The 21,332-nt window shown below is 71.2% G+C and carries 21 protein-coding genes and 2 pseudogenes; 10 read left to right on the top strand and 13 right to left on the bottom strand.

Annotated features, from left to right (window positions below):
• The first annotated feature begins 5 nt into the window (after nucleotides 1-5).
• A complete protein-coding gene (locus RV986_RS17595) occupies nucleotides 6-1,613 on the top strand; it encodes a glycoside hydrolase family 3 protein (protein ID WP_475918306.1) in 1,608 nt (535 codons plus the stop codon).
• Between the two features lie 156 nt (nucleotides 1,614-1,769).
• Here RV986_RS17595 and nagB read toward each other — a convergent pair whose 3' ends face one another.
• Entirely contained in the window at nucleotides 1,770-2,555 is a 786-nt protein-coding gene (gene nagB / locus RV986_RS17590; RefSeq protein WP_475924314.1) for a glucosamine-6-phosphate deaminase, read from the bottom strand.
• A gap of 430 nt (nucleotides 2,556-2,985) precedes the next feature.
• Here nagB and RV986_RS17585 point away from each other — a divergent pair, with 430 nt between their 5' ends.
• Nucleotides 2,986-4,059: an SIS domain-containing protein gene (locus tag RV986_RS17585; protein ID WP_475918305.1), complete on the top strand. Its 1,074-nt coding sequence runs from the start codon at nucleotides 2,986-2,988 to the stop codon at nucleotides 4,057-4,059.
• Nucleotides 4,060-4,507: 448 nt separating this feature from the next.
• Nucleotides 4,508-5,974 carry a sensor histidine kinase gene (locus RV986_RS17580; RefSeq protein ID WP_475924313.1) on the top strand — a complete coding sequence of 489 codons (1,467 nt, stop codon included), beginning with the start codon at nucleotides 4,508-4,510 and terminating at the stop codon, nucleotides 5,972-5,974.
• A 161-nt stretch (nucleotides 5,975-6,135) separates the two neighbouring features.
• Here the strand turns inward: RV986_RS17580 and RV986_RS17575 are convergent, their stop codons facing one another.
• Both RV986_RS17575 and RV986_RS17570 read right to left on the bottom strand, forming a co-directional pair.
• The gene (locus RV986_RS17575) at nucleotides 6,136-6,393 is read right to left on the bottom strand and encodes a WhiB family transcriptional regulator (RefSeq protein ID WP_006380970.1); all 258 of its coding nucleotides are present in this window, start codon (nucleotides 6,391-6,393) and stop codon (nucleotides 6,136-6,138) included.
• A gap of 319 nt (nucleotides 6,394-6,712) precedes the next feature.
• Entirely contained in the window at nucleotides 6,713-7,681 is a 969-nt protein-coding gene (locus tag RV986_RS17570; RefSeq protein WP_475918304.1) for a diacylglycerol/lipid kinase family protein, read from the bottom strand.
• A 166-nt stretch (nucleotides 7,682-7,847) separates the two neighbouring features.
• Between RV986_RS17570 and RV986_RS17565 the strand changes: the two genes are divergently transcribed.
• Nucleotides 7,848-8,297 (top strand): hypothetical protein, encoded by a 450-nt coding sequence (locus RV986_RS17565; protein WP_475918303.1) that lies wholly within the window; start codon nucleotides 7,848-7,850, stop codon nucleotides 8,295-8,297.
• Nucleotides 8,298-8,299: 2 nt separating this feature from the next.
• Here the strand turns inward: RV986_RS17565 and RV986_RS17560 are convergent, their stop codons facing one another.
• From RV986_RS17560 to RV986_RS17550, 3 genes are all read right to left on the bottom strand, one after another.
• Nucleotides 8,300-9,472 (bottom strand): RNA polymerase sigma factor SigF, encoded by a 1,173-nt coding sequence (locus RV986_RS17560; RefSeq protein ID WP_475918302.1) that lies wholly within the window; start codon nucleotides 9,470-9,472, stop codon nucleotides 8,300-8,302.
• On the bottom strand, nucleotides 9,469-9,882 hold the full coding sequence (locus RV986_RS17555) for an ATP-binding protein (protein ID WP_054228129.1): 414 nt from the start codon (nucleotides 9,880-9,882) through the stop codon (nucleotides 9,469-9,471). Before RV986_RS17555 ends, RV986_RS17560 begins: the two co-directional genes overlap by 4 nt.
• Before the next feature lie 307 nt (nucleotides 9,883-10,189).
• Nucleotides 10,190-10,450: a UBP-type zinc finger domain-containing protein gene (locus tag RV986_RS17550; RefSeq protein ID WP_475918301.1), complete on the bottom strand. Its 261-nt coding sequence runs from the start codon at nucleotides 10,448-10,450 to the stop codon at nucleotides 10,190-10,192.
• 60 nt (nucleotides 10,451-10,510) lie between these two features.
• Here RV986_RS17550 and RV986_RS17545 point away from each other — a divergent pair, with 60 nt between their 5' ends.
• Entirely contained in the window at nucleotides 10,511-12,106 is a 1,596-nt protein-coding gene (locus tag RV986_RS17545; protein WP_475918300.1) for a Na+/H+ antiporter, read from the top strand.
• 29 nt (nucleotides 12,107-12,135) lie between these two features.
• Here RV986_RS17545 and RV986_RS17540 read toward each other — a convergent pair whose 3' ends face one another.
• From RV986_RS17540 to RV986_RS17530, 3 genes are all read right to left on the bottom strand, one after another.
• Nucleotides 12,136-13,017, bottom strand: a complete 882-nt coding sequence (locus RV986_RS17540; protein ID WP_475924312.1) for a 1-aminocyclopropane-1-carboxylate deaminase/D-cysteine desulfhydrase — start codon at nucleotides 13,015-13,017, stop codon at nucleotides 12,136-12,138.
• 160 nt (nucleotides 13,018-13,177) lie between these two features.
• Nucleotides 13,178-13,768, bottom strand: a complete 591-nt coding sequence (locus RV986_RS17535; protein WP_475918299.1) for an N-acetylmuramoyl-L-alanine amidase — start codon at nucleotides 13,766-13,768, stop codon at nucleotides 13,178-13,180.
• 181 nt (nucleotides 13,769-13,949) lie between these two features.
• A complete protein-coding gene (locus RV986_RS17530) occupies nucleotides 13,950-14,183 on the bottom strand; it encodes a hypothetical protein (RefSeq protein ID WP_475918298.1) in 234 nt (77 codons plus the stop codon).
• A gap of 266 nt (nucleotides 14,184-14,449) precedes the next feature.
• Here RV986_RS17530 and RV986_RS17525 point away from each other — a divergent pair, with 266 nt between their 5' ends.
• The 5 genes from RV986_RS17525 (at nucleotide 14,450) to RV986_RS17505 (ending at nucleotide 18,687) form a co-directional block, all read left to right on the top strand.
• Nucleotides 14,450-15,856, top strand: a complete 1,407-nt coding sequence (locus tag RV986_RS17525) for a family 2B encapsulin nanocompartment shell protein (protein ID WP_475918297.1) — start codon at nucleotides 14,450-14,452, stop codon at nucleotides 15,854-15,856.
• Nucleotides 15,857-16,026: 170 nt separating this feature from the next.
• Nucleotides 16,027-17,079: a family 2 encapsulin nanocompartment cargo protein polyprenyl transferase gene (locus RV986_RS17520; RefSeq protein ID WP_475918296.1), complete on the top strand. Its 1,053-nt coding sequence runs from the start codon at nucleotides 16,027-16,029 to the stop codon at nucleotides 17,077-17,079.
• 225 nt (nucleotides 17,080-17,304) lie between these two features.
• A complete protein-coding gene (locus RV986_RS17515; RefSeq protein ID WP_475918295.1) occupies nucleotides 17,305-17,916 on the top strand; it encodes a GNAT family N-acetyltransferase in 612 nt (203 codons plus the stop codon).
• Between the two features lie 26 nt (nucleotides 17,917-17,942).
• On the top strand, nucleotides 17,943-18,266 hold the full coding sequence (locus RV986_RS17510; protein ID WP_475918294.1) for a hypothetical protein: 324 nt from the start codon (nucleotides 17,943-17,945) through the stop codon (nucleotides 18,264-18,266).
• Between the two features lie 31 nt (nucleotides 18,267-18,297).
• On the top strand, nucleotides 18,298-18,687 hold the full coding sequence (locus RV986_RS17505; protein WP_475918293.1) for a DUF952 domain-containing protein: 390 nt from the start codon (nucleotides 18,298-18,300) through the stop codon (nucleotides 18,685-18,687).
• Here RV986_RS17505 and RV986_RS17500 read toward each other — a convergent pair.
• The 4 genes and pseudogenes from RV986_RS17500 to RV986_RS17485 all read right to left on the bottom strand — a co-directional run.
• Nucleotides 18,684-19,160, bottom strand: a pseudogene (locus RV986_RS17500) (VOC family protein); the annotation flags it as partial. The gene RV986_RS17505 and the pseudogene RV986_RS17500 overlap by 4 nt on opposite strands.
• Nucleotides 19,161-19,700: 540 nt before the next feature.
• Nucleotides 19,701-19,982 (bottom strand): annotated as a pseudogene (locus RV986_RS17495) (VOC family protein); the annotation flags it as partial.
• Between the two features lie 20 nt (nucleotides 19,983-20,002).
• The gene (locus tag RV986_RS17490; RefSeq protein WP_475918292.1) at nucleotides 20,003-20,857 is read right to left on the bottom strand and encodes an ATP-grasp domain-containing protein; all 855 of its coding nucleotides are present in this window, start codon (nucleotides 20,855-20,857) and stop codon (nucleotides 20,003-20,005) included.
• 57 nt (nucleotides 20,858-20,914) lie between these two features.
• Entirely contained in the window at nucleotides 20,915-21,331 is a 417-nt protein-coding gene (locus tag RV986_RS17485; protein ID WP_475918291.1) for a VOC family protein, read from the bottom strand.
• Between the last annotated feature and the right edge of the window lies 1 nt (nucleotide 21,332).

The following is a 21,332-nucleotide window of genomic DNA, read 5'->3' as shown; positions in this document are numbered from 1 at the left end:
ACCCGATGACGACACTCGCCAGTGGTACGACAGCCTCCCCTTCAGGGAACGACGGTCTGACGCGCGACGCGCTCACCGTCCTGCAGCCCGGCTTCACGGGAACGACGGCCCCCGACTGGCTGCTGCGCCGCCTCGGAGAAGGGCTCGCCTCCGTCGGCCTGTTCGGCCGCAACATCACCTCGCCCCCACAACTGGCGGCCCTGACCGCCCAGTTGCGCGCGGAGCGCGACGACCTCCTGGTCGCCATCGACGAGGAGGGCGGCGACGTCACCCGCCTGGAGGTCCACACCGGCTCCTCCTACCCCGGCAACCACGCGCTGGGCGCGGTGGACGACGTGGACCTGACCCGGGAGGTGGCCTCGGCGCTCGGCCGGCGCCTCGCGGCCTGCGGGGTGAACCTCAACTGGGCCCCGTCCGCGGACGTGAATTCCAATCCCAGGAACCCGGTCATCGGCGTACGGTCCTTCGGCGCCGACACCGACCTGGTGGCCCGGCACACCGCCGCCTATGTCACCGGCCTGCAGTCGGCGGGCGTCGCGGCCTGCACCAAGCACTTCCCCGGACACGGCGACACGGCGGTCGACTCGCACCACGCGCTGCCACGCATCGACGCCGGTCTGCAGGTCCTCCAGAACCGCGAACTCGCCCCGTTCCGGGCCGCGATCGCCGCGGGCACCCGTGCCGTGATGAGCGCGCACATCCTGGTGCCGGCCCTGGACCCGGACCACCCGGCCACCCTCTCCCGGCGCGTCCTCACCGGTCTGCTCCGCGAGGAACTCGGCTACGACGGCCTCATCGTCACCGACGGCATGGAGATGCGGGCCATCGCCGCCACGTACGGCATCGAGCGGGGCAGCGTCCTCGCCATCGCGGCCGGCGCGGACGCGATCTGCGTGGGCGGCGGCCTCGCGGACGAGGAGACGGTACGGCGCCTGTGCGACGCCCTCGTCATGGCGGTGCGCACCGGGGAACTCCCCGAGGAGCGGCTCGCGGACGCGGCGGAGCGGGTACGGGCACTGGCCCGCTGGACCGCGGCGGCGTCCGCCGCTCACCCGGACGCGGGCCGGCCGGGGACCGAGGTGGAGCGCGAGCGGACCGACGTGGGACTCGTCGCCGCCCGGCGCGCGCTGACGGTGACGTACGCGGAGCCGTACGAGCCGGTGACCGAACCCCCGTACGTCGCCGCCTTCACCCCGGTGGCGAACGTCGCCGTCGGCGACGAGACCCCCTGGGGCGTGGCCGCGGAGCTGGCCCGCCTGCTGCCCGGCACGGAGACGGGCAGCTTCACGGGGGAGGACGCGGGGACGAGGGCCCTGGCCGCCGCGGGCACCCGCCGTGTCGTCGCCGTCGTCCGCGACGAACACCGGCACCCCTGGATGGCGACGGCCCTCGACACACTGCTGCGGGAACGGCCCGACACGATCGTGGTCGAGATGGGAGTACCCCAGGCCGCACCCCGGGGCGCCCCGCACATCGCGACGCACGGCGCGGCCCGCGTCTGCGGCCGCGCAGCGGCGGAGGTCATCGCGGGCGAGGCCGACGAGCCGCAGGCCGGCGAGCCGCAGGTCAGCGAGGGGAAGGCCGACGCGGGGAAGGCCGACGCGGGGGAGTAGGAGCCCCGTACGGGTGAAGGCGCCGGATCCGTCGGGGATCCGGCGCCTCGGCACGCGCGTCACGGACTCCTCGTGCGGGGCCATGAGGCTCGGCGGCCGCGCACGTCGAGGCCGAAGATCGCTTTCGGCGGAGTCGTTCGTTCCCTGTCGCGGCGGCTAAATGCCCTGCCAGTCCGGCTTGTCGGCGAAGGTGTGCCGGAAGTAGTCCGCGAGCTTCAGCCTGGACGCGGCGGCCTCGTCGACGACGACGGTCGCGTGCCGGTGGAGCTGCAGCGCGGAGGCCGGGCACACCGCGGCCACCGGTCCCTCCACGGTCGCGGCGACCGCGTCCGCCTTGCCCTCGCCGGTCGCGAGCAGCACCAGGTGCCGTGCCTCCAGAATCGTCCCGATGCCCTGCGTGAGGACGTGATGCGGCACCTGCTCGATGTCGCCCTCGAAGAACCGCGCGTTGTCGACCCGGGTCTGCTCGGTGAGGGTCTTGATCCGGGTGCGCGAGGCCAGCGAGGAGCACGGCTCGTTGAACCCGATGTGCCCGTCCGTCCCGATCCCCAGCAGCTGGAGGTCGACCCCGCCGGCCTCGGCCAGCGCCTCGTCGTACGCCTCGCAGGCGGCCGTTATGTCCTCGGCGGTGCCGTCCGGTCCCATGAACGCGGCCATGCCCAGCCCCAGCGGTTCGAGGACCTCCCGTCGCAGCACCGAACGGTACGACTCGGGGTGCTCGGCCGGCAGCCCCACATACTCGTCGAGCTGCGCGATCCGCGCCCGCGAGGCGTCCACGGCACCGGAGCGCACCTTCGCCGCCAGCGCCTGGTAGATGGGCAGCGGGGTCGAGCCGGTGGCCACGCCGAGCAGGGCGCCGGGCTTGCGCCGGAGCAGCTCCGCCATGGCCTCGGCGATGAGCTCGCCGCCCGTCTCGGCGTCCGGAACGATGACAACTTCCACGCTGGGCCTGCCGATCTGGAGAGGGGCTCGCCGGAAACCGAAGGAGACGAGTGTGGTGTAGACCAATCTAGCAAAGGTGCCCGGTCTCCGGTCCCTCGGCAGCCCTCTGCCGCCCTTCGGCCCCACCCTTCGACAACTGCGCGCGACTGTACGACTTCGGCTTCAGCGCCGACAGCCGGGCCATCGTCCGTTCGGGCGCCATCCCGTGCACGCGCACCGTGAGGGAGCCCCACTGAGCCGCCTCTCCCCGACCGGCCCGGGAGCGCTCCTCGATGAACTCACGCCACCGGCGCCCCCGTGACGGCGGGCCGCTTCCCGGAGCAACGGCACACCCGGCAAACCCGTCCCCAGCGGCGATGAGATGCTGAACACACCACACCGCACCGGCCCACGGTCGACGCTCACGACCGGCACGTCCTCAGGAGGCTCCATGACCGGCCCCACTCCGGACCCCCGGACCGACGACCGCCCGGGCCGGATCATGGCGCGGGAGATGGCCGAACAGCCCGCCGTGCTGCGACGGATCATCGAGACCGGCATGCCGCGCATTCAGGAAGTGGCCCGGCAGGTCTCGGCCCGGGGGCCCCGTTTCGTGCTGCTCACCGCCCGCGGCACCTCCGACAACGCCGCCCTGTACGCGAAGTACCTGCTGGAGATCCGGTTGGGCCTGCCGTGCGGGCTCACCTCGATGTCGACGACCACGGCGTACGGGGCGCAGCCCGATCTCACCGACGTCCTCGTCATCACCGTCAGCCAGTCCGGCGGCTCACCGGACCTGGTCGCCTCGACCCGGGCCGCCCGTGAGGCCGGTGCGATCACGCTCGCGGTGACCAACAACCCGGACTCGCCGCTGGCCGCCGTCTCCGAGTACCACCTCGACATCATGGCCGGGCCCGAGAAGGCCCTGCCCGCCACCAAGACCTATACGGCCTCCCTCCTCACCCTCTATCTCTTCGTCGAAGGGCTGCGCGGCGGCGACGGCGCCGCCGCCAAGGTGCTGCCCGATCTCGCCGCGGACCTCCTCACCCGTCAGGACGAGATCCGGACCCTCGCCTCCCGCTACCGCTTCGCCGAGCGCATGGTGATCACCTCGCGCGGCTACGGCTACCCCACCGCCAAGGAAGCGGCCCTGAAGCTGATGGAGACGAGCTACATCCCCGCCCTCTCCTACTCCGGTGCCGACCTCCTGCACGGACCCCTCGCCATGGTCGACAACATCTCCCCGGTCATCGCGGTGGTCACCGACGGCAGGGGCGGCGAGGCGCTCCAGCCCGTGCTCGACCGGCTGCGCGGGCGCGGCGCCGACCTCGTCGTCATCGGCCCCCGGGCCCAGGTCGAACAGGCCTCGGCCGGGTTCGTGCTGCCCACCGACGGCGTGGCCGAGGAGCTCCAGCCGATCCTGGAGATCCTTCCGCTGCAACTTCTGGCCTACGAGGTCACCATCGCCCGTGGCCAGGACCCGGACGCGCCGCGCGCCCTGGCGAAGGTGACGGAGACCCGCTGACCGACGCACGAGTGCCCCGAATCGACCCCACTCATGAGCCGATCCGGCCCCCACGGGGGGCCGAAGCGGGCTAGTCTGCATGGTGGATGCTGTGGGAAGTTCGATAAAGAGACAACAACAAACATCCGACAGCACATGGACGTGACACGTGGTCTAGTCCACAATGTTCGTGTTCCACGATGTTCGTGCACAGCATTGAATCGACCACGGCGTTGATTCGAACAAGCCTCCGCCTTCCCCGCACAGGAAGGCGGACCGAGGAACCGGCGCTCTCTGCCCTGACTGCTCCGGCTCCTCTCCTTCGGCCGATCGGGACCGCACACCCCGTGGCCGTTGCTGCTCCGGGCTGCGGTGCCGGGAGGGTTGAGGGTCCCTCCCAGGCGCCGCGGCCCGCGGGTGTTTTCGAGCCGGGACCAAACTCCCAGGTACGCTCGCACATGTGCCCTCCATGAACGACCTCGTACGCCAGCACACCGCTCTCGGTACCTCCGACCTGGAGTGGCTGCATCTGCTGGTCTCGGAGTGGCAGTTGCTCTCCGACCTCTCCTTCGCCGACCTCGTCCTGTGGGTTCCCACGCGCGACGGCACCCGGTATGTCTCCGTGGCGCAGATGCGGCCCAACACCGGGCCCACCTCGTATCAGGACGACATGGTCGGCCACCTCGTCCCGCGCGGGCGCCGCCCTCTGCTGGACGCCGCGCTCGACGAGGGCCGGATCGTGCGCGAGGGCGACCCCGAGTGGCGGGAGGAGGTTCCGGTACGGGTCGAGTCCATTCCGGTACGGCGGGAGGGGCGTGTCCTCGGGGTCATCGCCCGCAACACCAATCTCCTCACCGTGCGCACCCCGAGCCGGCTGGAGCTGACGTATCTCCAGAGCGCCTCCGACCTCGCCCAGATGATCGCCGCCGGCTCCTTCCCGTTCTCCGGCCAGCAGGTCGACATGGACGCCTCCCCGCGGGTGGGCGACGGACTGATCCGCCTCGACGCCGACGGCATCGTCCAGTACGCCTCCCCGAACGCGCTGTCCGCGTACCACCGCCTCGGCCTCGCCTCCGACCTGGTGGGCCACCACCTCGGCGTGACCACCGCGGAACTCGCCCCGTCCCGCGGCCCGGTGGACGAGGCGCTGTCCAAGGTCGCCAGTGGATGGGCGCCCCGGGAGTTCGAGATCGAGAGCGGCGACGGGGTGATCCAGCTGCGCGCGATCCCGCTCAAGCCGAAGGGCACCCGCGTCGGTTCACTCGTCCTCCTGCGCGATGTCACCGAACTGCGACGCCGTGAGCGCGAGTTGATCACCAAGGACGCGACCATCCGGGAGATCCACCACCGGGTCAAGAACAACCTCCAGACGGTGGCGGCGCTGCTGCGGCTGCAGGCCAGGCGCATCGAGTCGGAGCGCGGCAGGGAGGCACTGGAGGAGGCCGTACGGCGGGTCGGTTCGATCGCGATCGTGCATGAGACGCTGTCTCAGAACCTGGATGAGCGGGTGGAGTTCGACGAGATCGCCGACCGGGTGCTCGCCATGGTCGCCGAGATCTCGCCGGGCAAGGTGACCGGGCGCCGCACCGGCCGCTTCGGCATATTGGACGCCGAGGTCGCCACCCCGCTCTCCATGGTCCTCACCGAAATCCTGCAGAACGCGCTGGAGCACGGCTTCCGCGAGGGCGACCGGGGCACGGTCGAGGTCTCGGCGGTCCGTGGCGGCACCAGCAAGGAGGCCCGTCTGCTGGTCACCGTCCAGGACGACGGGGTCGGACTCCCGGAGGGCTTCGACCCGCACCGCTCGGGCAACCTCGGTCTGCAGATCGTACGGACCCTGGTGGAAGGCGAGTTGGGGGGCACGTTCGACATGGTGGCGGCGCCGGAGCGCGGTACGCGGGTCATCCTGGACATTCCGGTACGGGCGAACAAGTAGGAGTATCTGACGCACCCGCAGGTCGTGCATGACAGTGGCCCCGGACCAGAAGGTCCGGGGCCACTATGCGCATCGGGGGTACTGCGCGCTGCGGCTCGGGGGCGGGAGATGCGTACTCGCTGTACGCGCCGCCGGGCTCAGGCTCGTTGCGGGGTGGGGTGTCAGGCGGTGGCCTGACGGGCCCGGTTGCGGGCGGCGCGACGCTTCATTGCACGGCGCTCGTCCTCGCTGAGGCCACCCCAGACGCCTGAGTCCTGGCCGGACTCAAGCGCCCACTGCAGGCACTGCTCCATGACGGGGCAGCGGCGGCAGACGGCCTTGGCTTCCTCGATCTGCAGCAGCGCAGGACCGGTGTTGCCGATGGGGAAGAAGAGCTCGGGGTCTTCCTCGCGGCAAACGGCGTTGTGACGCCAGTCCATGGCTGCTACCTCTCCTTGGTATTACATGCACGTTGCTTGTGAATGTGAACGCTTTCACGAATCCCTCAACAAGTGAAGGGCCGACTGCCAGGCTTCCCTGACGTGGTCCTGTGATGTGAGGAGGGGTTCTGGCTCTCTGTGGGGCCGATGTTGCGGGCCGTCCCGATCGCCAGGTAGAGACTCGCAAACCTCAGCGGCGGATACAACCCCTTCCGGAAAGTTTTTTTTGATTCCTCGGTGTCGACTAGGTCACAGCCGTACTTCCATGGGGTGGACCCTGGCCTAAACGTTCGAGTGAAAGGACTTTGGCCCCTTCCGCTCACACAATCACACGCAGTGCACGGCGTACGCCTGTGAACGTCACGCTGGTACGCAGTCCGAGGTGGTCGCCGTCCATCTGGAGGGGGAGTGGCACCTTCGAATGCAAGGTGAAGTCGGTCAGGTCATGCAGGGACAGGGCGTGCTTGCCATGGGGGCCGCGCTCGGGGGACGAAGTGAGCAACTGGGTGGCATACCGGGCAGCCGAGGTCGTCGACATGCGGCTGAGGGCGAGTATGTCGAGCCCGGTATCGAACGAAGCCTTAGGCGACGCGTACACCGGACGATTGCCGAGAAACGTCCAGGGTGCGGTATTGCAGATTATGGACAGGACGAGATCGGTGACCGGGTCCTGGCCGGGCCGCTCCAGGGTGATCATTCCGTGTTTGCGGTGAGGTTCGTCCAAAAACTGACGTGCGGCTTGGCGCAAATACAGCGCATGCGTGGAGCGCTTGCCGCGCTCGCGCTGCTGTTCGACCCGGCCGATCACCCCCGCGTCGAAGCCGAGTCCCGCGCAGAACGTGAACCATCGGGAGGGGACGGCTTCGTCCTCGGTTCCCGGGGTGCCCGCGGCGAGGCCGAGGCCGATCGCGCGTTCGCGGTCCTCTCTGAGTGCGTCCAGCAGGGCGCCGGTGGCCTCCACCGCGTCGTTCGGCAGGCCCAGGGCGCGGGCGAAGACATTGGTGGAGCCGCCGGGGACCACCGCGAGGCGGGGCAGTCGCTCCAGGTCGGGGCCGTTGTGCAGCAGGCCGTTCACGACCTCGTTGACGGTGCCGTCGCCGCCGAGTGCGACCACCAGTTCTATGTCGTCGCTCTCCGCGGCCTGCCGGCCGAGGTCCCTGGCGTGCCCGCGGTACTCGGTGGTGACCACTTCGAGCTTCATCTCGCTCGCCAGCGCGTGGATCAAGACGTCGCGTGTACGCGCACTTGTGGTGGTTGCTGCCGGATTGACCACGAGAAGTGCACGCATGCGATGCAGCGTACCTACCGTGGGGTACTGGTCCCAGACCGAGTTGGGGATCCGGTAAGAGATCGGGGCGTGAGTCTCGACACGGTGCGGCGCGGGGGCGGCCGGGATCGGCCGGGGAGGGCCGGGGGCCGCCGGTGTGTTCGTGGGTGCGGGCTACCCTTCAGGAGTGAGCGCTGAGCAGACCCCCGCCCCCGACGCCCCCACCACGGAGCCCCGCCCCGGGCGGCTGACCGCCGCGGCGGCGCTGGCCGCGCTGGAGGGGCTCGCGCTCGCCGTGGGGGGTGTCTGGATGCTCGTACTGGGTATCACGGGTGACCCGGACGACCGGCAGCAGGCCGTCACCGGGGGCGTGACGCTGATCGTGCTCGCGCTGCTGCCCCTGCTGGCCGCCCGTGGCCTGCTGCTGCGACGCGGCTGGAGCCGGGGCCCCGCGGTCGTCACCCAGATCATGGCCCTGCCCGTCGCCTACAACCTGCTGCGGGCGGACAGCGTCGCCATCCCCGGGGGGATCGCCCTCGCGGTGGTCGCGATCGTGGCACTGGTCCTGCTCGTGAATCCCGCGACCACACAGGCGCTCGGCATCCGAGGCCCCGGCGGCGCACAGGAACCCAAGTAGGACTACTCCTCCACCAGCAGCTTTTCGCGCAGCTGTGCGAGGGTGCGGGCCAGCAGTCGGGAGACATGCATCTGGGAGATGCCGACTTCCTGAGCGATCTGGGACTGCGTCATGTTGCCGAAGAAGCGAAGGAGCAGAATCCGCTTCTCGCGGGGCGGGAGGTCCTCAAGGAGCGGCTTGAGGGACTCGCGGTACTCGACGCCCTCCAGCGCCTCGTCCTCCGCACCCAGGGTGTCCGCGACGGCCGGCGACTCGTCGTCCGTGTCGGGAACGTCCAGAGACAGCGTGGAGTACGCGTTGGCGGACTCCAGGCCCTCCAGGACCTCCTCCTCCGAGATGGCCAGCTTCTCGGCCAGCTCGTGGACCGTGGGCGACCGGCCGTGCTGTTGCGAGAGCTCGGCCGTCGCCGTGGTCAGGGCCAGGCGAAGCTCCTGCAGGCGCCGCGGCACCCGTACCGCCCAGCCCTTGTCGCGGAAGTGCCGCTTGATCTCGCCTACGACCGTCGGAGTCGCGTACGTCGAGAACTCGACGCCACGCTCCGGGTCGAAGCGGTCGACCGACTTGATCAGGCCGATGGTGGCGACCTGGGTGAGGTCGTCCAGCGGCTCGCCGCGATTGCGGAAGCGGCGCGCGAGGTGCTCGACGAGCGGAAGGTGCATACGGACCAGCTGGTTGCGCAGCTCCGCGTACTCCGCGCTGCCGTCCTGCAGCTTGCGCAGCTCGATGAACATCGCCCGCGCTCCGCTGCGGTCCTGCGGGTCGTGCTGGATGTGCTGGGCGCTCGGCCCGTGCTGCGTGCCCTGCACGCTCTGCGCCCCTGGCTTGTCGTGTCGCTCGTGCTCGCTCATAGTCCCGCCCGTCACCAGCCGCCGCCCTTCCGAGGACGTGCTCCGCGCGGCAGCCTCCGGATCCCGTTGCCCGTCGTCCTGGCCGGAGAGCTTCTCCTGTCCGTCCTCGTCGGCCGGGGCCTCCCCCAGGTTCGCGACCTCGCTCGAACCGGGGGGACCCCCGTGCCCGGACGCTGCGCCGTCCTCCGGGTGCGGCCGGGCCTGCTCGGGGATGCCGTCGACACCTTCCGCCACACGCCGCGGCCCGTCGAGGCCGTCGGCGCATTCGGCGGAAAGCTCCCGTGTGCCGCGCTCTTCGTCCCGCACCGGCCCGTCCCCGTTCCTCACGCCGGCCCGGGTCCCGCGCCGCGCTGTTTGTAGAGGCTGATCGAAACGGTCTTGTCCTCGGCGACGGTGGAGTCGACCTTGCCCGCGAGCGCCGAGAGGACGGTCCAGGCGAAGGTGTCTCGTGACGGAGCGTGACCGTCCGTGGTCGGGGCGGAGACCGTCACCTCGAGCGAGTCGTCGATGAGCCGGAAGACACAGCTGAGCACCGAGCCGGGGACGGCCTGCTGCAGCAGGATCGCGCAGGCCTCGTCCACCGCGATGCGCAGGTCCTCGATCTCGTCGAGGGTGAAGTCCAAACGGGCTGCGAGGCCGGCCGTGGCCGTACGCAGCACCGACAGGTAGGCACCCGCGGCCGGCAGCCGGACTTCCACGAAGTCCTTCGTCGCGGGCTCGCCTGCGATCTGGGACACCCTCACCTCCAAGGTGGTACAAGCTCTTTCGAGCTCTTTCGGGGCCGAGGGTCGCCCCCCGGGGTAACGCGCTAGGTGGTTCAGCGGTGACGCTACCGCGCTCCCAAGTTTCCTGTCCTGGGGACCCCGCCCCCTGCTGTCACTCATAGTAAGCCTATGAGTACGGACAGTGGCTAGGGGTCTGCGGGCCCAAATAGGAAGAGCGCGCGCCGGGTTGACGTACCCAGGCGTCAGACGGTCGAACCGTCCGGGTCGCGGGTCACGCGCCGGTGCGATCCGCGAGCTGTACCAGTATGCCGTCGAGGCGTCATGCGAGGACGTGGTCGACGAAACACCAGCGCCAGCTCTCACCGGGTTCGAAGGTACGCATCACGGGATGTCCGGTCTCCTTGAAATGTTCCGTCGCGTGTCGCAGCGGCGAGGAGTCGCAGCAGCCGAGGTGTCCGCAGCTCAGACACAGCCGCAGCTGCACCGGGTGCGTACCGGAGGCCAGACACTCCAGGCAGGTCTCGCTCAGGGGCTCGGGTTCGGGGTGCTGCAGCTCGTCGGAGTGCGTGCACTGTTTCATGATTGCCAGATTACGTCGGGCGCGCGGCATGTCGCGCGAAAACGAGGCGGGCGGAAGACGATGCACGTTTTGCCACTGCTGTTGCTGGTCGCGGGGAGCGCCGCGGTCGCCGGGTTCGCCCGTCGCACTCCGGTACCGGCACCGCTGCTGCTCGTCGCGGTGGGTCTGATCATCTCGTACGTCCCCGGAGTGCCCGGTTACGCACTCGACCCGGAGATCGTGCTCCCGCTGGTGCTGCCCCCGCTGCTGTACACGGCGGCCACCGACAGCTCGTATCTCGATCTGCGGGCGCATCTGCGGCCCATCGCGCTGCTGTCGGTCGGGTACGTGCTCTTCGCGACGCTCGTCGTCGGCTGGGCCGCCTATCTGATCGTGCCGAGCCTGCCGCTGCCCGCGGCACTGGTGCTCGGCGCGGTGGTGGCGCCGCCGGACGCCGTCGCGGCCACGGCGGTGGCGCGCCGGGTGGGACTGCCCTCGCAGATCACCACGATCCTGCAGGGCGAGTCCCTGGTGAACGACGCGACCGCCATCACCGCCTACAAGGTGGCCCTGGCCGCCGCGGTCGGCGAGGGCGCGACCTGGGCGGGCGGCATCCGCGAGTTCCTGCTCGCGGCGGTCGGCGGTGTGGTCGTCGGCCTCGTCCTGATGATGCCGATCCACTGGCTGCGCACCCATCTGAAGGAGGCGCTTCTCCAGAACGCGCTCTCCTTGCTGATCCCCTTCGTCGCGTACGGGGTCGCCGAGCAGGTGCACGCCTCCGGGGTGCTGGCGGTGGTCGTCGTCGCGCTCTACCTCGGGCACCGCGCCTGGGAGGTGGACTTCGCGACCCGGCTCCAGGAGGAGGCGGTCTGGAAGATGGTCGCGTTCGTCCTGGAGTCGGCGGTGTTCGCCCTGATCGGACTGCAGCTGCCGGTCGTCCTCAAGGGCCTCGGCCACTACGAGGGCGCCACCGTCGTCTGGTACGCGGTGGCCGTCTTCCTGGTCGTCGTCGCCGCCCGGTTCGTCTGGATCTATCCCGCCAGCTTCCTGCCCCGGATCCTGTCGGCGCGCATCCGGGAGCGCGAGGGGAACCTGACCTGGAAGGGACCGTTCGTCATCGGCTGGGCCGGAATGCGCGGGGTGGTCTCGCTCGCCATCGCCTTCTCCATCCCGCTCACCCTGCACGACGGTGCCCCCTTCCCCGATCGCAACCTCATCCTCTTCCTCACCTTCACGACCGTCATCGGGACCCTGGTCGTACAGGGACTCACCCTGCCCCCGCTCATCCGCCTCCTGAAGCTGCGGGGACGCGACGTCCAGGCCGAGACGCTCGCCGAGGCGAACGCGCAGGCACAGGCGTCCCGGGCCGCCGAGCGGCGCCTCGACGAGCTTCTCGCCGACGAGAGCAACGCCCTGCCCCCGCCCCTCGCCGACCGGCTCCGCTCGGTCCTGGAACGCCGTCGCAACGCGGTCTGGGAGCGGCTCGGCGCCGTCAACCCGGTGACCGGGGAGACCGCCGACGACACCTATCGCCGGCTGTCCCGCGAAATGATCAGCGCCGAGCGCGAGGTCTTCGTGAGGCTCCGCGACCACCGGCACATCGACGACGAGATGCTGCGCACGCTGCTGCGCAGGCTGGACCTGGAGGAGGCGGCGGCCTACCGGGAGGCGGCGTGAGGGCGCCTTCGCGCCGGTCGGCCGTGCCCTCAGCCGAACGGTGCCCCGGTGATCACCGCCGCCACCGTCGTCCCCCGCGCGAAGGCGCCCTCCTGCGCCAGCGCGACAAGTCCGTACAGCAGTTTGGCGACATAGAGACGTTCGACGGGCAGGCCGTGGCGCTGCTCGAAGTCCTCGGCGAAGGCGTCGAGGTCGGGCGTGGTGCGGGCGTATCCGCCGAAGTGGAAGCGGTCGTCGAGCGACCAGGCGCCGCGGCGGCCGCCGAAGGCGGACTCCTGGAGGGCGCCTATGTCGGCGCTCAGGAAGCCGCCCCTGAGGACGGGGACGCCCAGGGCCCGCTGGCCGGGGGCGAGCCCGGCGGCCAGGCCCGCGAGGGTGCCGCCGGTGCCGCAGGCCAGGGCGGCCACGTCGACACCGCCGTGCCCGCGCAGCTCCGCGCCGAGCTCCCGGCAGCCGCGTACGGCGAGGGAGTTGCTGCCGCCCTCGGGGACGACGTACGCGTCCTCGGCGTCCGCCGCGCGCAGCAGGGCGGCCAGGGTCCCCGGCTCGGTCTTGCGGCGGTACATCGATCTGTCGACGAAGTGGAGTCGCATGCCGTCGGCCGCGCACCGGGCCAGCGAGGGGTTGAGGGGGCGGTCGGCCAGCTCCTGGCCGCGGACCACCCCCACGGTCGTCAGCCCGAGGAGGCGGCCCGCCGCGGCGGTGGCGCGCAGATGGTTGGAGTAGGCGCCGCCGAAGGTGAGAACCGTGCGGCCCGCCGCCGCGCGGAGGTTCGGCGCCAGCTTGCGCCACTTGTTGCCGATCAGCTCCGGGTGGATCAGATCGTCCCGCTTGAGCAGCAGCCGCACGCCGTGGCGCGCGAAACGCTCGTCCGTCACCTGGCACAGCGGCGAGGGCAGCCGTGGCCGCAGACGGGTCGGGTCGAGCGCTTCGGGGACGTCAGCGGTGCTCGGGGTGCTCGGGGTGTTTCTGGTGCTCGGGGTGTCCGGGTCGTCCGGGGTCGCGGGGCTGGGCACCCCACCATTGTCGGACAGCTGTCCGGTATGCGGGCAGCCGCCCCGCGCCCCACCGTCATTTGAGGCGGTCGCGGACGCGTTCTCTCAGCGAGGCCATCGTGAAGCCGCGCGGGTCGATCTTGCCCGGCTGCCATTCCAGGTGGCCGATGACCGAGCGCTCCGACCAGCCGTGATGGCGGCAGACCGCGGCCGCGACCTTCTCGATCGCCTCCAGCTGGACCTCCGGCCAGGGGTCCTTGCCGTCGCCGAGGTTCTCGCACTCGAAGCCGTAGAAGTGGCGGTTGCCGTCGGTGTTCGCCTCGTTGTCCGGCGGGAGCGCCTTCTCCGCGATCACGGCGCGCAGTACGTCGTCGTCGCCCAGGCCCGCGTGGTTGGCCCGGCCGTAGCCCACGAGGTGGAGGACGCCGTCCTTGGTGATGACGCCGTGGCACAGCGGCCCGGGCAGGTCCGAGCGGCCCTCGCGGCAGATCCCGACGGTGCGCTCGCTGCCCGAGGTCACCGTGTGGTGGATCATCACCCCGTACACCGGCCCCCACGGGCCCTTGTGATTGCGGTTGTGATGCTCCCAGTCGTCGACCTCGACGACGGTGACGCCTTCCTCCCTGAGTTGGTCCAGGAATCTGCCCGCGGACATGGGTGGGGCCATGGCCGCCTCCTTCGCACTGCACGCCGGCCACCGGTCGCGGCCGTCTCGTATCGCGGCTTCTACCCGGAACTGGAAGCTCCGGCTCAGCCGTTCGTACGGCGTGCGAGTCGATCCGGTCAGGGGCGCGGGCGCGTTCGACCAGCGCGTTCAGGGCGCGTTCGGTGCGCGTTCGCGGGGTCTGTCAGGAGTGCAGGAACGCGTCCCCGTTCGTCGCGATGTGGCTTTCCAGGGCCTGGAGGGCCTGTTGGGTCGCCTCGGGGGAGCCGCTGCCGCGCCGCTCCGCGTAGTACGCGGCGCCCAGTCTCTTCAGGAGGTCGCCGCCCGCGCGCTGGGCCTGCACCTCGTCGAGCTTCTGCTTGCCCTGGGTGAGCCCTCGCTGCGCCTGTTCCTTGGCGCGGTCCAGGAAGCCTGCCATTGCCGTCTCCTGTCGTCGTCCGTCACCGCGTCAAACGGTTGGCCGGATCAAGGAGTTCCCGACCGCAACGGCTCCGCACTGTTCGAAGGGCGCGCCCCCGAGTCTTCGAACACGACGGCGTCGCACTGTTCGACCGATCGACAAAAGGGGACCCTCTGCCCAATCCCCTGTGATCCATTCCCCCTCATTCGTGTAATAGCACCGGCACACTCCGTGATGGAAGGGTGGTCGGCGCAGATCAGCGCATGACCGGGAGGGCAATTTTCATGTCGGTAGGCGAAGAGGTCCGTGCGGAGCAGGGCAAGCCGCAGCAGAGTCTCGGCACATCGGCCGCGCGGAACCTGGCCACCACCACCAAGTCCGCACCTCAGATGCAGGAGATCAGCTCACGGTGGCTGCTGCGCATGCTGCCGTGGGTGAACGTGCAGGGTGGCACGTACCGCGTGAACCGGCGGCTCAGCTACTCCGTGGGCGACGGCCGCGTGACGTTCGTGAAGACCGGTGACCGTGTGCAGGTCATTCCCGCGGAGCTCGGCGAGCTGTCCGTGCTCCGCTCGTACGAGGATCAGGAGGTGCTCGGCGAACTCGCTCAGCGGTGCCAGCAGCGGGAGTTCGCACCGGGGGAGGTGCTCGCCTCGTTCGGCAGTCCGGCCGACGAGGTGTTCCTGCTCGCGCACGGCAGGGTCGAGAAGGTCGGTACGGGCCCCTACGGCGACGACGCGGTCCTGGGCACCCTCGCCGACGGCGCGTACTTCGGGGAGCAGGCGCTCATCGACCCGGACGCCATCTGGGAGTACACGGCCCGTGCCGTCACCACGGTCACCGTGCTCACGCTGCCCCGCCAGGACCTCGAACAGGTCGCGGAGCGCGCCGAGTCCCTGCGCGACCACCTCGCGGAGCTGCGCGCGATTCCGGAGCAGCGCACCAACAAGTACGGCGAGAAGGAGATCGACCTCTCGGCCGGCCACACCGGGGAACAGGACATCCCCGGCACCTTCGTGGACTACGAGGCCGCGCCGCGCGAGTACGAACTGAGCATCGCCCAGACCGTGCTGCGCCTGCACACGCGCGTGGCCGATCTCTACAACCAGCCGATGAACCAGACGGAGCAGCAGCTGCGTCTCACCGTCGAGGCGTTGAAGGAGCGCCAGGAGCACGAGCTCATCAACAACCGGGAGTTCGGACTGCTCAACAACTGCGAGTACGACCAGCGGCTGCAGCCGCACGACGGCGTGCCCAGCCCCGACGACCTGGACGAGCTGCTCAGCCGTCGGCGTGGCACCAAGCTGTTCCTCGCCCACCCGCGCGCGATCTCCGCGTTCGGCCGCGAGTGCAACAAGCGCGGACTGGTCCCCGAGAGCATCGAGATCGCGGGCAACCGCGTCCCGACCTGGCGCGGTGTGCCGTTGTTCCCGTGCAACAAGATCCCGGTCAGCGACACCCGTACGACCTCGATCATCGCCCTGCGTACCGGCGAGGCCGAGCAGGGTGTCATCGGCCTGCAGCAGGCGGGTATCCCGGACGAGATCGAGCCGAGCCTGTCGGTGCGCTTCATGGGCATCAACGAGCAGGCGATCATCTCCTACCTGGTGACGGCGTACTACTCGGCCGCGGTCCTCGTGCCCGACGCCCTCGGCATCCTGGAGAACGTCGAGATCGGCCGCTGGCGGTGACCTTCCCGACGCCGGCCGTCGTGTTCCCGCCCGACCGGGCGGGAACACCGGGGGCGCGGCAGAGTCCGGCCGAGGCCCTCGACAGGCCCGGCCCCCTCGGGAGGCTGCCCACGGAGGCCGGTCACGAGGAGGGCGGTCGCCCGGAGGGTGGTCCCACGAACGGGAGGCCCATGGAAGGACAGATCCCGCCGGGTCCGCTCGACGGGCAGGAGGCGGCGGGCATCCTGGAGCGCGCCCGGGCGTCCGTCGACCCCGAGCTGCGCAGGGCCGTCGACTCGCTGCCGGGCTCCATGCGCCGGATCGCGCTCTACCACTTCGGCTGGGAGCAGGCGGACGGCACCCCGGCTGCGGGCAACGCGGGCAAGGCGATCCGCCCGGCCCTGGTGCTCACCGCCGCCGGAGCGCTCGGCGGGAAGCACGCCTCGGCCTTACGGGCGGCGGCCGCCGTGGAGTTGATCCACAACTTCACGCTGCTGCACGACGACGTCATGGACCGGGACACCACCCGCAGACACCGCCCCACCGCGTGGACCGTGTTCGGCGACGCCGACGCGATCCTCGCCGGGGACGCCCTGCAGGCGCTGGCCCAGCGGCTGCTCGCCGAGGACCCGCACCCGGCGTCCCAGGCAGCCGCCGCCCGGCTCGCGTCCTGCGTCGTCGAACTGTGCGAGGGACAGCACGCGGACACGTCCATGGAGAGGCGCGGCCCCGCCGAGGTCACCCTCGACGAGGTGCTCGCCATGGCCGAGGCCAAGACGGGCGCGCTGCTGGGCTGCGCCTGCGCGCTCGGCGGGCTGTACGCGGGGGCGGACGAGGAGGACGTCGAGGCGCTGGACGCGTTCGGCCGGGAGGCCGGGCTCGCCTTCCAGCTGATCGACGACGTGATCGGGATCTGGGGGGACCCGAGACACACCGGCAAGCCGGCCGGGGCGGACCTCATCGCCCGCAAGAAGTCCCTGCCCGTGGTCGCCGCGCTCGCCTCCGGCACCCCGGCGGCGACGGAACTCGCCGCACTGTACGGAGCCCCGTACGACGAAGAGGAAGGGGAACTGGAGCGCACGGTCCTGGCCGTCGAGCGGGCGGGCGGCCGCGACTGGGCACAGCTCCAGGCGGCCGACCGGATGTCCCGGGCGATGCACGAGCTGTCCCGGGCGATCCCCGACCCGGAGGCGGCCGGCGGCCTCCTCGCGCTCGCGGAGTTCGTGACGCGGCGCAGCAACTGAACCGTCCGCAAGGGCGGTGGAAGACCCCGGGGCCCTCGCGGCCGTACGGCACCTGACCTCCGTACGGCACCGGGCTCCGGCCGGAGCGGGTCCCGCGCATCCCCACGGTGCGCGGGGCCCGCCCCTCCTCGTTCTGCGCCCCCGCGCCTCCCCGGTGCACCCCGCGAGTGGGCCCGCGCCGCAACGGCCGTACGATCACGGGCAGTTGAGGCGAAGGGGCGGGACATGGGCAAGGCGATCCGGACGGCGGGCGAGGGCGACCGCGAGCTGGTCACCCGGCTGCTCGACGAGGCGTTCCAGGACGATCCCGTGAGCGGCTGGGTCTTTCCCGAGGCGGCGCACCGCCGCAGCAGGCACCCCCTGCTGATGGGGATCTTCACCGATGTCGTGCTAGCCGAGGGCCGCATCGACGTCACGGAGGACGGCACGGCGTGCGCGCTGTGGCTGTCCGTGCCCGCCGACGCCGACCACGGCGACGATGCCGACGACGCCGTACGGCTGCGCGAGGCCGTCGACCCGGACAACGAACGGGTCGAGCTGATCGGCCGGCTGACGGCCGGGGTCCACCCCGAGGGCCGCGCCCACGCGTATCTGTGGATGATCGGCGTGGCGCCGCGACGGCAGGGCGAGGGTCTGGGAACCGCGCTCGTCCGGTCGGCTCTCGACCGCTGCGACCGCGAGGGACTGCCGGCCTATCTGGAGGCGAGCAACGCCGGCAGCCGCAAGCTGTACGAACGTCTCGGGTTCGACCTCGTCGGCGACCCCCTCGACCTGCCGGACGGCCCCCGGATGTGGCCGATGTGGCGCGAACCGCGGACGGCCGGCGGGAAGCGCTGAGCCCTCTTCCGCAATACCCTGAATACATGGGCACCGATGAGCATGTCTGCCCCGCCTGCCGGCAACCGGTCACCACGGTCGTGCGGCGCCACAAGACCCTGGGCGCGTTCGTGCCCGTCTGGGGCCCCGGACCCTGCTGGAACCCCGAGTGCGAGGCGTACGCCGAGGAGCCCGGGGCGCGGACCCGCGCACGGACCAGGACCGGGGCCAGGACCGGGGCCAGGACCGGCGCGCGGACCGGGACCAGGTCCGGGCCAGGAGGCGGCCAGGTGTCCCGGGAACCGCCAGGAGAGCCCGTGGAGCCAGTAGAGCCCGTGGAGTCCGGAAAGCCCGTCACGGAAGAACCCTGAGGCGGCGCGGCCGAGGCCTTAGCGTGGCGGCATGACCGAACCCTTGGCGCCCCTGACACCCGTGGCACCCCTGTTGCACCTCACCGAACGCTCCCTGTGGGACGCGGCGCGCACGTCGGGCACGTACGAGATGTCCACCCGGGGCCGCACCCTCCAGGAGGAGGGCTTCATTCACTGCTCGCTGCGGCACCAGGTGCCGGGGGTCGCGTCCTTCCTGTACGGCGCCTACGACGGCCCCGACGAGTTGGTGCTCCTGGTCATCGACCCGGAGCTGCTGGACGTTCCGGTGCGGTACGAGGCGATGAAGCCCGGGGGCGAGGAGTTCCCGCACATCTACGGGCCGATTCCGGTGGCGGCCGTGGTGGACGTGGAGATCTGGGAGGCGGGCGGGCCCTCGGGTGACCGGGAGGGCGGGAGCTAGGCCCTGACGGCCGGGCCCGGGAGGCTGCCTGTTTCCGGGTCGCGACCCGTCAGGCAGTACGTGCCGCCGGCCGGGTCCCGCATGACCGCCCAGCGTGCCCCGGGGCCCAGGAGTGTGGCGCCGAGGTCTTCGTGGTGGGCGCGGACCGCCTCGATGTCCGAACAGGCGAAGTCGAGGTGGGCGGAGGTCGGGTCGGCGGTCTCCAGACGCTGCAGGAGGATGCGCAGCGGCAGCGCGGCGGGAGGAGCGACCAGGTGGAACTCCGGGAGCGCGCCGGGGTGGGACGTCCATCCGGTGAGGGCGCTCCAGAAGGCGACCTCGGCCTCGTACCGTGCCGGGGCCACGCCGATGCACAGCTGGTCCAGGCGACTGGTGGCGCCGCCGGGCCCCCGCACCACCGGTGGCCGCGCCGACTCGCCGTGCCACCGGACCGCACAGAACAGCTGACCGCCGGGGGAGCGCAGTACGACCAAGTCCTCCGAGCCCTCCGGGTCCTCCGAGCCCTCCGGGTCCTCCGAGCCCTCCGGGTCCTCCGAGCCCTCCGGGTCCTCCGAGCCCTCCGGGTCCTCCGAGCCCTCCGGGTCCTCCGAGCCCTCCGGGTCCTCCGAGCCCTCCGGGTCCTCCGAGCCCTCCGGGTCCTCCGAGCCCTCCGGGTCCTCCGAGCCCTCCGGGTCCTCCGAGCCCTCCGGGTCCTCCGAGCCCTCCGGGTCCTCCGAGCCCTCCGGGTCCTCCGAGCCCTCCGGGTCCTCCGAGCCCTCCGGGTCCTCCGAGCCCTCCGGGTCCTCCGAGCCCTCCGGGTCCTCCGAGCCCTCCGGGTCCTCCGAGCCCTCCGGGTCCTCCGAGCCCTCCGGGTCCTCCGAGCCCTCCGGGTCCTCCGAGCCCTCCGGGTCCTCCGAGCCCTCCGGGTCCTCCGAGCCCTCCGGGTCCTCCGAGCCCTCCGGGTCCTCCGAGCCCTCCGGGTCCTCCGAGCCCTCCGGGTCCCCCGAGCCCTCCGGGTCCCCCGGGTCCCCGTCGGCGGCGACGACCTCGGCGCCGAGCCGCCGGGCCGACTCCGCCAGTGCCCGTACGTCCTCGACGGCGAGGTCGAGATGCGCGCCGCCGTCGCCCGCGAGCACCCCCTGCGCCTTGCAGCAGGGGTCGGCTCCGTCGGGCACCAGGGTGACGAACTCGTCCTGTTCGCCGCGCGGGGCGGACAGCCCTGTCCCCGTGACGGCGGTCCAGAAGGCGCGGGCCGGGCCGAAGTCCTTCATGGGCCGGTCCACGAAGGCGTAGGTCCACCGGATGGTCTCAGCCATGGCTCGTTTCCCGCTCCCTGTCAGACGCCGCGTACGGCTCGTACCGTCTCCTGCCCGATCAATCCGCGCAACGACGTTTCGACGCGCGCGACGAAGGCGTCGCGCGCGCCGGGGGAGAGGACGTGCAGGGACAGATACGGATTGAGGTCCTCCAGTTCTACGAGGAGCAGCTCGCCGTCGGGGGCCCGGCAGGCGTCGACGCGCTGGATGCCGTACGCGATGTCGTTCCAGTCGACGAACCGCTGCGCGAACTCCCGGTCCCGCTCGGTCGGTTCGTACGGCTCCAGGGCCCAGCGCTCGTCCGGGCGGGGCGCGTACAGGGCGTACTGGAAGGCGCGGTCGACGAAGTAGAAGGACACCTCGTAGCGGAAGTCGATGCGCGGCTGGACGAGGAGGCCGTCGTACGACAGTTCCGCCAGCCGGTCGCGCGGCACGAACTCCAGACCCAGGGAGTCCGCCCCCAGCTTCGGTTTCACGACATACGTGTCGACGTCCGGCAGCCGGTCCAGATCGTCCGCGCGGTCGATGGTGGGGATGACCGGGAACCCCGCCGCGGTGAGGTCCGGCAGATACTGCTTCCCCGCCATGTCGCCCTTGCCCGACAGCTCGTTGTACACGCGTACGCCCCCCGCGAGCGCCCGTGCGCGGAACGCCTCGTACTCCGCCGGATAGTGCAGCACCGGTCCGCTGTTGCGTACGACCACGGCGTCGAAGCCGTCCATCAGCGCGGCCGCGTCCAAGGGATGGCACACGGCGATGTCGAACTTCTCCCGCAGCCGGGAGGTGAGGAAGATGTCCTCGTCGCAGTACCGCCGCCCCGCGGCCGGATAGGCCAGGTCACTGACGTAGAGGACGCGGGGGCGTGCGGACGGCATGGGTGATTCCTCGCGGGGGTGAAGAGGCGGGTGGGGCCGATGCGGCGGTGGCCCGGGTCAGGCGCGGGGGCGTTCGCTGAAGCGGAGGAGATTGCCCGCCGGGTCGCGGAAGGCGCAGTCACGGACGCCGTACGGCTGGTCCATCGGTTCCTGGAGGACATCGGCGCCGGAGGCACGGACGCGTTCGTAGAGGGCGTCGCAGTCGGTGGTGGAGAAGATGACGCCGCGCAGCACACCCTTGGCGAGGAGCTCCGCCATGGCCTGTTTGTCGGCGGGGGAGGTGTCCGGGTCCGCGGCGGGGGGCTCCAGGACGATCTGGACGTCGGGCTGGAGCGGGGAGCCGACCGTGACCCACCGCATCCCCTCGAAAGCGACGTCGCCCCGGACCTCCAGGCCCAGGACGTCCCGGTAGAACGCGAGCGCCTTGTCGTGATCGTCCACGGCGATGAAGCACTGGGAGAGTTTCAGGTCCATG

The organism is Streptomyces sp. RLA012 (assembly GCF_056270325.1).
Note: the sequence above shows the minus strand (reverse complement) of the source record. Positions and strands in the feature narration are given on the sequence as shown.

Bases quoted from the DNA above. Each gene is read 5' to 3' on its own strand.
- RV986_RS17595 (WP_475918306.1), top strand. From the start codon at position 6: ATGACGACACTCGCCAGTGGTACGACAGCCTCCCCTTCAGGGAACGAC.
- RV986_RS17585 (WP_475918305.1), top strand. From the start codon at position 2,986: ATGACCGGCCCCACTCCGGACCCCCGGACCGACGACCGCCCGGGCCGG.
- RV986_RS17580 (WP_475924313.1), top strand. From the start codon at position 4,508: ATGAACGACCTCGTACGCCAGCACACCGCTCTCGGTACCTCCGACCTG.
- RV986_RS17575 (WP_006380970.1), bottom strand. From the start codon at position 6,393: ATGGACTGGCGTCACAACGCCGTTTGCCGCGAGGAAGACCCCGAGCTC.
- RV986_RS17570 (WP_475918304.1), bottom strand. From the start codon at position 7,681: ATGCGTGCACTTCTCGTGGTCAATCCGGCAGCAACCACCACAAGTGCG.
- RV986_RS17550 (WP_475918301.1), bottom strand. From the start codon at position 10,450: ATGAAACAGTGCACGCACTCCGACGAGCTGCAGCACCCCGAACCCGAG.
- RV986_RS17545 (WP_475918300.1), top strand. From the start codon at position 10,511: ATGCACGTTTTGCCACTGCTGTTGCTGGTCGCGGGGAGCGCCGCGGTC.
- RV986_RS17535 (WP_475918299.1), bottom strand. From the start codon at position 13,768: ATGGCCCCACCCATGTCCGCGGGCAGATTCCTGGACCAACTCAGGGAG.
- RV986_RS17530 (WP_475918298.1), bottom strand. From the start codon at position 14,183: ATGGCAGGCTTCCTGGACCGCGCCAAGGAACAGGCGCAGCGAGGGCTC.
- RV986_RS17525 (WP_475918297.1), top strand. From the start codon at position 14,450: ATGTCGGTAGGCGAAGAGGTCCGTGCGGAGCAGGGCAAGCCGCAGCAG.
- RV986_RS17520 (WP_475918296.1), top strand. From the start codon at position 16,027: ATGGAAGGACAGATCCCGCCGGGTCCGCTCGACGGGCAGGAGGCGGCG.
- RV986_RS17515 (WP_475918295.1), top strand. From the start codon at position 17,305: ATGGGCAAGGCGATCCGGACGGCGGGCGAGGGCGACCGCGAGCTGGTC.
- RV986_RS17510 (WP_475918294.1), top strand. From the start codon at position 17,943: ATGGGCACCGATGAGCATGTCTGCCCCGCCTGCCGGCAACCGGTCACC.
- RV986_RS17505 (WP_475918293.1), top strand. From the start codon at position 18,298: ATGACCGAACCCTTGGCGCCCCTGACACCCGTGGCACCCCTGTTGCAC.
- RV986_RS17490 (WP_475918292.1), bottom strand. From the start codon at position 20,857: ATGCCGTCCGCACGCCCCCGCGTCCTCTACGTCAGTGACCTGGCCTAT.
- RV986_RS17485 (WP_475918291.1), bottom strand. From the start codon at position 21,331: ATGGACCTGAAACTCTCCCAGTGCTTCATCGCCGTGGACGATCACGAC.